Below are 13,111 nucleotides of genomic sequence, written 5' to 3' on the forward strand. Positions count from 1 at the left end.
GGTGCAGGTCACCGCTGCGGCATCCGGGGCTGACCTGCCGAGCGCGTGGACGACGACTCACCGCGCGCCGTGACGGCCCCTGACGCGGCGCCGGGTCACCGCCGGCGGTGGCCGTGCTCGGCCCCGAGCCGCAGGACCACGTCGGCGTCCGCCACCAGCGCCTCGTCATGGGTGACCGTCACCGTGATCCTCGCCCCCAGGCCCGCCACCAGATCCTGCATGAGCGCGTGGCCCTCGTCGCGGCCGAGGTGCGCCGTCGGCTCGTCCAACAGGACCACATCCGCCCCGGCCAGCAGGGCCCGGGCCACCGCGAGACGCTGACGTTGCCCGCCGGACAGTCGCCGGCCGCCCGGTCCGACCCGGGTGTCCAGCCCGTCCGGCTGTGCCGCGAGCCAGCCGTCCAGCCCGACCCGGCGCAGGGCGTCTGTGAGCTCCTCCTCGTCCGGGGCCTGCTGCGGGTCTCGGGACAGCGCCAGGTTGCCGCGCACGGTCGAGTCGAACACGAGCGCGTCCTGCGGCGTCCACGCCACCCGGCGCAGGCGGTCCGCCGAGGGCCTGGTCCCGGCCTCGGCTCGGCGCCCCGTGCCGGCCACTTCGGCGCCCGGCCGGCACACCGGGGCCGTCCCGGGCCCAAGCTCCGGCCCCGCCTCCTTTGACTCCACCTCTTCCGACTCCGCCGCGGTGAGCAGCGCATAGCGGCCCTGGGCAGGCGGGAGCAGGCCGAGCAGCACGGACAGCAGCGTGGACTTGCCGGAGCCGGACGGCCCCACCACCCCGATCCGCTCGCCCCGCCGAGCACGAAGGTCCAGGCCGGTCCAGACCGGCTCCTGTGCCCCCGGATGCCACGCGGCGGCGTCCTCGAGCAGCAGGGTCTCGACGACGGTGTCGGCCTCGGCGGCGGATGTCGGACGCCCCGATCCGGTCGGCTCCGGCCCGGCCAGCAGTGGCGCGACGGCGCGGCCCCGATCCCGCAGCACGGGCAGCTGCGCCGCGGCGGTCCCCAGGGCGGCCAGCGGCTCGGCCCAGCTCAGGGCGATAAGGACGGCCAACGCCGCGGCCGGAGCGGCGGTGCCGGTGTCCAGGGCGGCCTGGGCGGCGGCCAGGGCGGACGCCGAGGACGCGGCCACGGCCAGGGCCGCCCCGAGCCCGGCCGCGCGGGAGGCGCGGCGTGCCGGGGCGTCCAGCTGCTCGGCGGTCCGGTCCAGCCTCTGCAGGGCACGCTCTGCCAGGCCGTTGGCGTGCAGGTCTGCCGCTGCCTGAAGCAGGCGGGTGACGTGTCCGAGCAGCGCCGAGCGTCGCGTGGCGGCGGCCCCGGAGGCGGCCCGGTCGACGAGCAGCACCGCCGCGGGGACCAGCACCAGCCCGGCAGCCGCGACGGGCAGGGCCGCCGCGGCCGGACCGGGGGCCAGCACGGCGACGATCGCGGCCGTGACGGCCCAGGCCAGCAGCGCCGCCGGGACCGGGACGAGGACGCGGGGCACGGCGTCGCGCAGCGCGTCGACGTCCGCGACGAGCGCGGACAGGGCCCCGTCGGCCCGGCTGAGCCGGCGGAAGGCGGCGGGATCCGCGCCGAGGCGGTCCCAGATCCGCAGACGCAGCCGGCCCGCCCACGCCAGCACCGCGTCGTGGGCGGACAGCCGCTCCAGGTAACGGCAGACGCCGCGGGACACGCCGAACGCCCGCACCAGCACGATCACGGCCAGCAGGTACAGGATCGGCGGCTGATAGGCGGCCATGACGATCAGCCAGCCGGACAGACCGGCCAGCAGCGCCGCGGACAGGTGGGTGCCCACGGCCCAGCCGACCGACGCCCACAGCCTGCGGGCACCCCAGGGCAGCAGCCGGAGGACGTGGCGCCCGCGCGGGACACGCTGTGCGGTGGAGGCGACCGGCGGCCCAGTATCGGCCGCATCGATGCCGGCATCGGCCACGGCGGCCGTCGGCGGCCGCCCTGATCCGGCGAGGGCGGGGTCGTGGGATGCGATGAGCAGGGCGACCGGTGGCAGGGACAGTCCGGGCACCCGATCCGTCCTGATCGTCAGCAGCAGTCGGCGCACCCGGTCCGCCGCCGTCTCGTCCAGGTGGGCGGTGGGCTCGTCGAGCAGCACCAGCCGAGGCGCGCCGTCCGCGTCGTCGTCCGTCTGTGCGAGCCGGGCCAGCAGCCGGGCCAGGGCAAGACGACGCCGCTCCCCGGGGCTGAGGTCGTCGACCGGGCGCTCCGCCAGGTCCGCGCGAAGGCCCACCGCCTCCAGAGCGGACCGGGCCTGCACCGGGTCCGCCCCCGCCAGCGCCAGCTCCTCGGCGCCTGTGGGGGCGGCGAACTCCGGATGCTGCCCCAGCCACAGGACGCGTCCGGGCTCGGGCGCCCGCACCGTGCCGGCCACACGGACGTCGTCGTCGCGGAGCAGCCCGGCCAGCAGGTGCAGGACGGTGGACTTGCCGGTGCCGGACCCGGTCGAGAGCACCCGGGCCTCGCCGGCGGGCACGGACAGGTCGAGGCCGTCCACCACCCATGGCCCGGCCCCGTAGGCGATCCGCAGCCCGTCCAGGGACAGCACCGGCTGCGCAGGGTCCTCACCTGCGTCGTCTGCGCGCCGCAGCCTGTCCAGGGCGGGGACACGCAGCGGCTCGTGCAGGCGGGCGTCGATGCGTTCCCGGGCCGCCTCGGCATCCTCGGTGGCATGGAAGGCAGCACCCAGGTCCCGCAGCGGCAGGTAGACCTCGGCCGCCATGACCAGGACCACCAGCCCCTCCGCGAGCCCCAGGCTCCCGGAGACCAGACGCACGCCGATCACCACCGCCACGACCGCGACGGACAGGGAGGCGATCAGCTCCAGCGCAAGGCCGGAGACGAACGCGGTGCGCAGGGTGCCCATCGTGGCGGCCCGGTGCCGTTCGGAGACCCTTTCCAGAGAGCGCCGCTGCACCCCGGCCCGGTGCAGGCCCACGAGCACCGGCAGCCCACGGGCGAGCTCGGCCAGCTGGGAGGAGAGCCGGGCCAGTCCCGCGGCGGAGTCGGCGATGCGCTCGGCGGTGTGCCGGCCGATCAGGACCATGAACAACGGCACCAGCGGCAGGGTGAGCAGCAGCAACAGCGCGGACAGCGGATCTCGCAGCAGCGCCCACCCGATCAGCGCGGGTGGGACCACCGCGGCCGCGGCCAGGGCGGGCAGCACCCGCGCGTGGTAGTCGTCCAGTCCCTCCAGGCCGCGGGTCGCCACCACCGCGTCCGGGCCCACGTCCTCGCCCAGGGCGTCGGCCTCGTCCAGGCGGCGCCGCAGCAGCGCACGGCGCAGGTCCGCCTGTACCTGCAGGGAGGTCCGGCGCCCCAGCGCCGGAGCGATCGCCTCCGCCGCCGCACGCAGCAGGGTGCCCGCCGCGCCCAGCAGCAGGGCGAGGCCGACCTGGTCCGCCTCCACCGGCCCGGCAGGGGCCGGCGGGCGCAGGAGCAGGTCGAGCAGGTCGGAGGCATCGGGGACGGGCAGGGCCGCAGCCAGCCCGGTCAGCAGCCGGGTCAGCGCCTCGGCGAGCAGGATCCATCCGCCCGCACGCAGCACGGCGCAGCCCAGCAGGGGGACCAGCAGCCGCCGGGAGGCGGAGTCTCGGGGAAGGGGGCCGGAAGACCGAGGTGCCCGGCCGTCGTCGGGACGACTCACACCGGGCGGACCGCGTGGGCCGTGGGGATGTGGGTGACGGCGATGCGGCGGCGGAAGGTCCAGTAGGACCAGGCGGTGTAGGCCAGGACGATCGGCACGAAGACGACCGTCACCCACGCCATGACGGTGAGCGTGTAGGCGCCCGACGAGGCGTTCTCCACGGTGAGGCTGTACGCGGGGTCGATGGTGGAGGGCAGCACCACCGGGTAGACGGCGGTGAACAGGGCGGCCACGCCGGCGGCCAGGAAGCCCCCCATGGCGGCGAACGTCAGGCCCTCACGGCCGGCACGCGCCCACATCCAGGCCGCCGCCAGGGCCACCACGGCGAGCACCGTGAGCACCCACGGCAGGACGGCGCCGCGGCGGGCGACCACGAGCACGACCCACAGGGCCAACGGCGCCACGAGCACCGGGAGCCAGCGGCCCAGCACCCGACGGGCCGCCTCGCGTGCGGCGCCGTCGGTCTTCAGGCCGAGGAATGCCCATGCCTGGGCGATCGCGTAGAGGACCACCGCCACGCCGCCGAGCAGCGCGTACGGGGTGATCCAGACGAAGGGGCCGCCCACGCGGTCGCCGTTGGCGTCCAGCGGCAGGCCGGTGGTGGTCAGGGCGAGCATGGCGCCCACGGTGAAGGCGGCCAGCAGCGAGCCGCCGGCCAGGCAGGCGTCCCATACGGCGCGCCCGGCGTCGGTGATCGCCTTGCCGCGGTACTCGATGGCCACGGCGCGCAGGATCAGTCCCACCAGCGTCAGCATCAGCGGCAGGTAGAGGGCAGAGAACAGCGAGGCATACCAGTGCGGGAACGCCGCGAAGGTCGCGCCGCCGGCGGTGAGCAGCCACACCTCGTTGCCGTCCCACACGGGACCGATGGTGTTGAGCAGCTGGCGCCGGGAGCGCTCGTCCCGCGCCCACAGGCGCATGAGCATCCCGACGCCGAGGTCGAAGCCCTCGAGCAGCAGGTAGCCGAGCCAGAGGACTCCGATGAGGGCGAACCAGATGGTGGGCAGGGTCTCTGCCATGGTGACGTTCTCCTTGGGTCCCGATCGCGGGTCAGTAGGCGAAGGCGAGGACGTCGTCCTCGTCGTGGTCGTGGTCGGTGGGGTCCGCGTGCTCGTGTGCGGTGAGCTCCGGCATGCCGGCGGGCACACCGCCGCGCACATAGCGGGCCAGCAGGACGACCTCGACGACGAGCAGGGTGCCGTAGAGCAGGGCGAACACGATCAGGGACACCAGGATCTCCACGCCGTCCACCCCCGGGGACACCGCGGCGGCGGTGAACATGAACACCTGGTCTCCGGCGGGCAGCGCCGGGTTCGGGGCCACCACGAACGGCTGGCGGCCCATCTCCGTGAACACCCAGCCAGCCATGTTCGCTCCGAAGGAGCCGCCGATCGAGAGGACGGCCACCCGCATCCAGTTCCGGCTCGCCGGGACCGTGCCCCTCCTGGTCATCCAGAGGGCGCAGGCGGCGGCGAGCGCGGCGAGGCCGCCGAAGGTGATCATCAGGCGGAAGCCCCAGTAGGTCACCTCCATCAGCGGCTGGTAGTCGATCTCCGCGCCCGCCCGCTCTCCGTACATGGGGTCGTCCGGCAGGTGGGTGCCGTACTTCTCCTGGTACTCCGGGATCAGGCTCGTGATGCCCTTGACCGGGGTCGTGAAGTCCTCGTAGGCCAGGTAGGACAGCAGGCCGGGCACCTCGACCACGCCCACGACGTCGTCACAGGTGGTGGCGCCCGAGCGGTCGGACAGGTCGGCGAAGGAGAACACGGAGAACGCCGTGCCGTCATGGCAGGCGGCCTCGGCCGAGGCCATCTTGAGCGGCTGGGTCTCGATCATCTGCTGGGCCTGCGCATGGCCGGTGAAGGCGGTGCCGGTGAAGCCGATGATCGCCACCGCGGCGCCGATGCGCAGGGAGCGCAGCCAGACGGTGTGGTCCAGGCGGTCCCGGGCGGCCGAGCCGGTCTCCCCCACCACCACGCGGCCGTCGGCGTCCACGGAGTCGATGCCGTCGGCGCGGCGGCGCCAGAGGTGGTACCAGGCGATGCCGAGCAGGAAGCCGCCGCCCACGGCATAGGCGCCGAAGAGCGTGTGCGGGAAGTGGGTCAGCAGGATGGGGTTCGTGAGCACGGCCCCGATGTCGTCCAGCACGGGGCGTCCGTCCACCACGCGGTAGCCGACCGGGTGCTGCATGAAGGCGTTGGCGGCCATGATGAAGTACGCGGAGAAGTGGGCGCCGACCACCGCGAGCCAGAGGGCCGCGAGGTGGACCGCCTTCGGGAGCGTCTTCCAGCCGAAGATCCAGGCCCCGAGGAACACGGACTCCAGGAAGAAGGCGATGAGCGCCTCCATCGCGAGGGGGGCGCCGAAGACGTCCCCCACGAAGCGGGAGTACTCGGACCAGGCCATGCCGAACTGGAACTCCTGCACGATGCCGGTGGCCACGCCCATGATGAAGTTGATGAGGAAGAGCTTGCCCCAGAACTTCGTCATCCGGAGATAGACCTCCCGCCCCGTGGTGAACCACGCGGTCTGCAGGACCGCCACGAGCAGTCCGAGGCCGATGGTGAGCGGGACCATCAGGAAGTGGTAGACGGTGGTGATGCCGAACTGCCAGCGGGCGAGTTCCAGGGGATCCATGCTGTGTCACTCCAGTGCAGAGACGTGATTCCACGGTGTGGGACGTTCTCAGGATACCCCTGGGCCATCACCGGTCAGGCATGTGTCGAGTGGCTCCGATCACCCTCCTGAGGTCCTCGGTCCCCCCGGGGGATAGACTCGTTCTCCGGCCTGCCCGCTCGGCGGGCCCGACAGACGTGCCCCGAGCAGATTGGCCCAGGTAACCGAACGTGTCCGGCAACGCCAGCTTCGAGTACTCCCGCGCCGCCCTCCTGGCGGTGACCGAGGTCGAGGCCCCGAACGAGCTCACCTCCGAGGAGCTGGACGTCCGTCTGGACGACGTCCTCAAGCGCCTCAAGCTGCCCAAGGGGCTGCTGCAGCGCGTGGCCGGCGTCCGCGCCCGCCGCAACTGGGACAGGCCGGGCGACTTCCAGGAGGCCGCCGCCCGCGCCGGCACCGCCGCCCTCGAGGCCGCGGGGGTGCGCCCGGACCAGGTCGGCCTGATCGTCAACACCTCGGTCACCCGCGCCACCCTCGAGCCGTCCGTGGCCGTCGGCGTCCACCACATGATGGGCCTGCCGACCTCCGCGGTGAACTTCGACATCACCAACGCCTGCCTCGGCTTCGTCAACGGCATCATGCTGGCCTCCTCCCTCGTGGACGCCGGCCAGGTCGACTACGCCGTGGTCGTGGCCGGAGAGGACGCCCTCAAGGTCCAGGACGCCACCGTGGAGAACCTGCACTCCCCGCAGACCAACCGCGGCAACTTCATGGAGCAGTTCGCCTCCCTCACCCTCGGTTCGGGCGCCGCCGGCGCGGTGATCGGCTCCGCCGAGGAGCACCCGGAGGGCCACCGCATCGTCCGCGGCGTCACCCGCGCCGGTTCCGAGCACCACCTGCTCTGCGTGGGCGACCACAACGGCATGTACACCGACTCCACCGGCCTGCTCGACGGCGGCCTCGAGCTCGTCATGGACGCCTGGAACGACGCGCCCGCCGACTGGGGCTGGAAGGACGCGGACCGGTTCATCACCCACCAGGTCTCCCAGCTGCACACCAACGCGATCGCGGAGGCCGCCGGCCTGGACCTCGACCGCGTCCCCACCACCTTCCCGACGCTCGGCAACATCGGCCCGGCGTCCCTGCCCATCACCCTCGTCCGCGAGCAGGACACCCTCGAGCGCGGGGACAAGGTCCTCTGCCTCGGCGTCGGCTCCGGACTGAACACCGCCATGCTCGAGATCCAGTGGTGAGAAGGAGGACCACGCCGTGAGCATCCCCGCAGCCGCAGCGACCATCCCCCCGATCGACAGGATGCCCGGGTGGGACCCGCAGTGGTCCCGCCTGCTCACGGTCCAGTCCCCCGCGGACCCGGCCGGCACCGTCCGGACCTTCCACATCGCGGACACCGGCCCGGCCCTGGCCGCGATGGGCGTGGAGGTGCACGGCACCATCCTCGCCGTCCACGGCAACCCGACCTGGTCCTACCTGTGGCGCTCGCTCATGCGCGCCACCGTGGACCAGGCCCGTGCCGGCGGCACCGCCTGGCGCGTGATCGCCCCGGACCAGCTGGACATGGGCTTCTCCGAGCGCCTTCCCCACGCGCAGATGCCCCGCCCGGAGACGATGGGCACCGCCGGTTCGGACTACCGCGGCCTCGCCGCCCGCCTGGACGACCTCACCGCGATCACCGACGCCCTGGAGCTGCCCGGCCTCGTGGCCGCCGGCCACCGCCTCGTGACGATCGGCCACGACTGGGGCGGCGTCGTCTCCCTGGGCTGGGCCGGCCGCCACGCCGAGCTGCTGTCCGGTGTGATGACGCTGAACACCGCCGTCCACCAGCCGGAGGGCGCCCCCATCCCGGTGCCGCTGCAGGCCGCCCTCGCCGGCCCCCTGCTGGCCAACTCGACCGTGGCCACGGACGCGTTCGTCTCCGTCACCACGTCCCTGGCCAGCCCGCAGCTGTCCCGCGCGGTGCGCGCCGCCTATCACCTGCCGTACACCTCTGCGGACCGCCGCGGCGGCGTGGGCGGCTTCGTGGCGGACATCCCCGCCACCGCCGACCACGGCTCCCACCCCGCGCTGCAGGAGGTCTCCGCAGGCGTGTCCGCCCTGGGCACCGCCGACGTTCCCGCCCTGATCCTGTGGGGCGCAGACGACCCCGTCTTCCTCGACCGCTACCTCGACGACCTGCGCGACCGCCTTCCCGCCGCCCGTGTGCACCGCTACGAGGAGGCCGGCCACCTGCTCATCGAGGACCGGGACCTGACCGGACCCGTCCTCACGTGGTTGGAGCTGCTGGACACCGGCATGCTCTCCTCCCCGGGATCGGGCCTGCCCGTGTCCCTGCCGGAGCCCGAGCTGCGCTACGAGGCGCACCCGTCCACCACGTCCCTGCACCTGGAGGACCTCGAGTCCCACGTCTCAGCCGGTGAGGAGGACGACGACGGCACCGCACCCTCCGGCCAGGACGTCCCCGCCGCCCCGGTGCAGCCCGCCTCCTCGTCCTCCGGACGCCGTCGCCTGTGGGACCAGCTGGAGGAATGGGGCGCCCCGGAGGCCTACAACCGCGACGCCACCGCCCTGGTGGACATGACCGGCGCCGCCAGCTCCCGAGCGATCGTGCGCCGGAAGCGCCGCCCCGTGGCCGTGAGCTGGGGCGAGCTGCAGGAGATGGTCTCGGCGATCGCCACCGGCCTGTGGGCCGCGGGGGTCCGCCCGGGGGACCGCGTCTCCATGCTCGTGCCGCCGGGCCGGGACCTCACCGCCGCGCTCTACGCCGTGCTGCGCCTGGGCGCCGTGGCCGTCGTCGCGGACCAGGGCCTGGGCATCAAGGGCATGACCCGGGCCATGAAGTCCGCCCGCCCGAGGTGGATCATCGGTCAGACCCCGGGCCTCACCCTCGCCCGGGCGCAGTCCTGGCCGGGCACCCGCTTCTCCGTGGCCACGCTGGGGACCGCCCAGCGCTCCCTGCTGAACGTGGAGGACAGCCTCTACGCCATGGTGGAGCGCCACCGCGACCCGCACCGCGTCGGCCCCGTGGACGAGCAGGGCCAGATCCTGCCGGTCCCCGAGGAGCACCAGGAGGCCGCCGTCCTGTTCACCTCCGGCTCCACCGGTCCGGCCAAGGGCGTCGTCTACACCCACGGCCGCCTGGGCCACCTGGTGCGGCGCATCCGCCGCACGCTCGGCATCGAGCCGGGCTCGTCCCTGCTCGCCGGGTTCGCGCCGTTCGCGCTGCTGGGCCCTGCCCTGGGCGCCACCTCCGTGTCCCCGGACATGGACGTCACCAAGCCGGCCACGCTGACGGCCCGCGGCCTCGCCGAAGCCGCAGAGGCAGGCCAGTCCACCGTGCTGTTCGCCTCCCCCGCCGCACTGCGCAACGTCGTGGCCACGGCCGACGAGCTGGACGAGGCCGGGCACGCCGTCCTCGACCGGATCCGTCTGGTCCTCTCCGCCGGGGCCCCCGTCCCGCCGTCCCTGATGCGCCAGGTGACCGCGCTTGTGCCGAACGCGCGGGTCCACTCCCCCTACGGCATGACCGAGGGCCTGCTGCTCACGGACATCAACGCGGACACCGTCCAGGAGCTCGTGCACGCCAAGGACGCCGGCGTGTGCGTCGGCACCCCCATCGAGACCGTGGAGGTCGCGATCGCCCCGCTGCTGGAGGACGGCTCCGCGGAGGAGGTCATCCTGGACCGCGAGTCCGGCTGGGGCGTGCTGGGCGAGGTCGTCGTCTCTGCACCGCATCTGAAGGAGCGCTATGACGCGCTCTGGTACACGGACCAGCAGTCCAAGCGGGACAGCCTGTTCGGCGGCGGCGGGCGCGTGTGGCACCGCACCAACGACGTCGGCCACGTCGACGCCGAGGGGCGCCTCTGGATCGAGGGCCGACTGCAGCACGTCGTGTCCACCCCTCACGGCCCGGTCGCCCCGGTGGGCCCGGAGGCCGCCATCGACGCCCTCGGCCCGGTCGACCGCTGCGCGGTCGTCGGCGTGGGCCCCGCCGGCACCCAGGCGCTGGTGGTCTGCGTGGAGGCGGCGAAGCCTGCGACCCGTCCGGAGAAGCGCGCCGGTCACCTGCGGGACGGCCGACCGAAGCCGGGTCTGGCCCCCGCCGAGCTGGCGACCCAGGTCCGCGCGGCCGTGGCGCCACTGGCCGTCTCCGCCGTCCTCGTCACGGAGGCCATCCCCACGGACATCCGACACAACTCCAAGATCGACCGTGCCCGCATGGCCCGGTGGGCCGAGCACGTGCTGGCCGGCGGAAAGGTGGGCCGTCCCTGATGTCACGCATGGGATTCGAGGTTGAGCTCGACGCGCTGGGCACTCCTCAGGTCTTCGAACAGCCTGAGGCGCACCGCGTCCTCGTCACCGGCGCCTCCGGCATCCTGGGCCAGGGCGTGGCGCGGGCGCTGCTCGCCTCCGGCTCCGAGGTCGTCACCCTCCAGCGCCGCCCCTCCGGCGTCGAGGGCGCCGAGGACGTCCGCGGCTCCGTGGCGGATCCCGAGGCGGTCGCCCGCGCCATGGACGGCGTGGACACAGTCGTGCACGTGGCCGCCAAGGTCTCGGTGTCCGGCCGCGAGGAGGAGTTCGAGCTCATCAACGTCGCCGGCACCCAGTACGTGGTGGAGGCCGCCAGGGACGCCGGCGTCAGCCGCATGGTGCACATCTCCTCCCCGTCCGTGGCGCACGCCGGCAGCTCGATCGTCGGTGAGGGGGCCGGCCCGGCCGACCCGGCCGCCGCGCGGGGACCCTATGCCCGCACCAAGGCCGCCGGCGAGCTGATCGCGCTGTCTGCCGACTCGCCGTCCTTCCACGTGCTCGCCCTGCGCCCGCACCTGATGTGGGGTCCCGGAGACATGCAGCTGACCGACCGCATCGTGCAGCGGGCCCGCGCCGGCCGCATGCCGGTGCTCGGCTCCGGCGCCGCCCTTGTCGACACCCTCTACACCTGGAACGCCGTCGAGGCCGTCCTGGCCGCCGTGACCGCCGCGGACCACACGCACGGCGAGTCCCTCGTGGTCACCAACGGGGAGCCGCGCCCGGTGGGCGAGCTCATCACCCGCATCGCCATGGCCGGCGGTGCCGCCCCGCCCCGCCTGCGCCTGCCCGCGGGCGTGGCCCGCCGCGCCGGCGCCCTCGTCGAGCGCGCGTGGGAGCGGAACCTCTTCGGCATGCGCCGTGCCACCGCCGACGGCGAACCGCCGCTCACCGAGTTCCTCGCCGAGCAGCTGTCCACCTCCCACTGGTTCGACCAGCGCCGGACCCGCGAGGTCTTGGACTGGCGTCCCCGGGTGAGCATCGACGAGGGCCTCGAACGCGTCGCCGAGCACTACGCCGAGCGCTGACCCTCCGCGCCGGGCCGTCCCGGCCGCGTCCTACCGCCGGCGCTGGGCCGCGGGTCGGTCACGCCGCCGGCGTGTGCCTGCACGATCTGCGCGGCGATCTCACGGAAGCGCTCGATCGCCCCGGGAGGACTGAGGAGGCGGATGTGGTCGCCGAACTGGAGCAGCTGACGCACCGATTCCACATCCGAATAGTGGACGGTGATCGGGGTCCAGCCTTCCTCCGGGACACCCGCGGCGACCAGCCGGGTTCCGAGGATCCGCCGCGCCAGGTCCAGACGGGTCGAGCGCAGCATCGCCTGCACCTCGACGCCGGGGGTCGGTGAGAGTCCGGTGACCAGCTCGTGCCAGACCGATCGCAGATCGCTGCCGGGGCGCAGCACCGCGTCGTCCGTGAGGGCCTCGTACCGGTCGATGCGGCCGGCATGGAACATGCGGGGCGCGCCGCCGACGTCGGCCACGAGGTACCACGCGCCAGCCTTGTTCGCGAGGCCGTACGGATCCGCGGTGAGCCAGGTCCCGTCGGCCTGACCGCTGCGGCGGTAACGCAGGCGGATGCGTCGTCGCCGGCGCGCGGCGGTGAGAAGATCGCTCAGGTCTTGCTCCTGCCCCACGGTGAACCACCCGGTGGGGTCGATGAGCAGGACCTCGGACAGCGGTGTCGTCTCGGGCGCCCGTCCCCGGAGGGCCACGGCCGTCAGTTTCTCCTGGGCACTCACCTGGTGCGCCTTGAGTCCGATCTGGTTCAGCAGCTCGGCATCCGGGCCGGCCGCGGTCAGCACCTGCAGTTCGCCCGGATCGAGGCGTGCCACGTCCAGCCGTGCCCGGCGGTCCAGCACGATCGCTCCGCCGCGGCCCTGTTCCGTGTGGATGGGCACACCCGCGGCCGACAGTGCCACAACGTCCCGGAGGATGGTGCGCGAGGACACCTCGAGGCGACGGGCCAGTTCGGCGCTCGTCATCCGCTCATATGTCTGCAGGAGCAACAGGATCGACAGCAGCCGGGAGGACCTCATAGGCCGATCCTGCCAGAAGCATGACAGCAGATGTCATGTTTCCCTGCTCGAATGGTGGCTCCTGAACCACCGATCCGAGGAGCCACCATGACGGCACCCAACCTGTTCCTGAACTACGTGAGCGACGCCGAGCGGTCCACCGCCTTCTACAGCGACCTGTTCGAGATCGAACCGACCTTCACCAGCCCCCGCTATGTCGCCTTCGAGGTGGCCCCGGGAGTGCTGTTCGCCATCTGGACCGGCCGCAGCGAGAACGCGGTCGCCGGCACGCCTCGGACGAGCGAGGTCGGACTCATGGTCCCCGGACCGGCGTCGGCCGTCGACGAGGTGTACCGGCGGTGGGTGGCCAAGGGCGTGCGGGTGGTCGAAGGGCCCTACGACGAGGTGTTCGGCCGCACCTTCGTGATCGCCGACCCCGACGGCAACCTCATCCGGGTCAGCCCCGTCGACTGACCGGCGGCCGGAGGCTGAGGCG

General features: G+C 73.7%; 8 protein-coding genes. 4 read left to right on the top strand and 4 right to left on the bottom strand.

Annotated features, from left to right (window positions below; all coding sequences use genetic code 11):
* Positions 1-95: 95 nt before the first annotated feature.
* Genes CEQ11_RS08670 through CEQ11_RS08680 form a run of 3 tightly spaced genes read right to left on the bottom strand, consistent with a single transcriptional unit; the run spans position 96 to position 6,293 of the window.
* Complete coding sequence (locus CEQ11_RS08670) at positions 96-3,656, bottom strand: ATP-binding cassette domain-containing protein (RefSeq protein WP_227718819.1); 3,561 nt, start codon at positions 3,654-3,656, stop codon at positions 96-98.
* Complete coding sequence (cydB, locus tag CEQ11_RS08675) at positions 3,653-4,675, bottom strand: cytochrome d ubiquinol oxidase subunit II (RefSeq protein WP_088478346.1); 1,023 nt, start codon at positions 4,673-4,675, stop codon at positions 3,653-3,655. The genes CEQ11_RS08670 and cydB overlap by 4 nt, the downstream gene beginning before the upstream one ends.
* 31 nt (positions 4,676-4,706) lie before the next feature.
* Positions 4,707-6,293: a cytochrome ubiquinol oxidase subunit I gene (locus CEQ11_RS08680; protein WP_088478347.1), complete on the bottom strand. Its 1,587-nt coding sequence runs from the start codon at positions 6,291-6,293 to the stop codon at positions 4,707-4,709.
* 209 nt (positions 6,294-6,502) lie between these two features.
* Here CEQ11_RS08680 and CEQ11_RS08685 point away from each other — a divergent pair, with 209 nt between their 5' ends.
* From CEQ11_RS08685 to CEQ11_RS08695, 3 genes are all read left to right on the top strand, one after another.
* On the top strand, positions 6,503-7,525 hold the full coding sequence (locus tag CEQ11_RS08685) for a 3-oxoacyl-ACP synthase III (protein WP_088478348.1): 1,023 nt from the start codon (positions 6,503-6,505) through the stop codon (positions 7,523-7,525).
* Between the two features lie 61 nt (positions 7,526-7,586).
* A complete protein-coding gene (locus CEQ11_RS08690) occupies positions 7,587-10,559 on the top strand; it encodes an alpha/beta fold hydrolase (RefSeq protein WP_088478991.1) in 2,973 nt (990 codons plus the stop codon).
* Positions 10,559-11,623: an NAD(P)-dependent oxidoreductase gene (locus CEQ11_RS08695; protein WP_088478349.1), complete on the top strand. Its 1,065-nt coding sequence runs from the start codon at positions 10,559-10,561 to the stop codon at positions 11,621-11,623. The genes CEQ11_RS08690 and CEQ11_RS08695 overlap by 1 nt, the downstream gene beginning before the upstream one ends.
* Here CEQ11_RS08695 and CEQ11_RS08700 read toward each other — a convergent pair.
* On the bottom strand, positions 11,608-12,636 hold the full coding sequence (locus CEQ11_RS08700; protein WP_088478350.1) for a YafY family protein: 1,029 nt from the start codon (positions 12,634-12,636) through the stop codon (positions 11,608-11,610). The genes CEQ11_RS08695 and CEQ11_RS08700 overlap by 16 nt on opposite strands.
* An 87-nt stretch (positions 12,637-12,723) precedes the next feature.
* Between CEQ11_RS08700 and CEQ11_RS08705 the strand changes: the two genes are divergently transcribed.
* A complete protein-coding gene (locus CEQ11_RS08705) occupies positions 12,724-13,089 on the top strand; it encodes a VOC family protein (RefSeq protein WP_088478351.1) in 366 nt (121 codons plus the stop codon).
* The last annotated feature ends 22 nt before the right edge of the window (positions 13,090-13,111 follow it).

The sequence above is a fragment of the Micrococcus sp. FDAARGOS_333 genome, from assembly GCF_002206575.2.
In the GTDB taxonomy this organism is placed as follows: domain Bacteria; phylum Actinomycetota; class Actinomycetes; order Actinomycetales; family Micrococcaceae; genus Micrococcus; species Micrococcus lylae.

Coding starts and splice junctions, on each gene's coding strand:
- cydB (WP_088478346.1), bottom strand. CDS start 4,675: ATGGCAGAGACCCTGCCCACCATCTGGTTCGCCCTCATCGGAGTCCTC.
- CEQ11_RS08680 (WP_088478347.1), bottom strand. CDS start 6,293: ATGGATCCCCTGGAACTCGCCCGCTGGCAGTTCGGCATCACCACCGTC.
- CEQ11_RS08690 (WP_088478991.1), top strand. CDS start 7,587: ATGCCCGGGTGGGACCCGCAGTGGTCCCGCCTGCTCACGGTCCAGTCC.
- CEQ11_RS08695 (WP_088478349.1), top strand. CDS start 10,559: ATGTCACGCATGGGATTCGAGGTTGAGCTCGACGCGCTGGGCACTCCT.
- CEQ11_RS08700 (WP_088478350.1), bottom strand. CDS start 12,636: ATGAGGTCCTCCCGGCTGCTGTCGATCCTGTTGCTCCTGCAGACATAT.
- CEQ11_RS08705 (WP_088478351.1), top strand. CDS start 12,724: ATGACGGCACCCAACCTGTTCCTGAACTACGTGAGCGACGCCGAGCGG.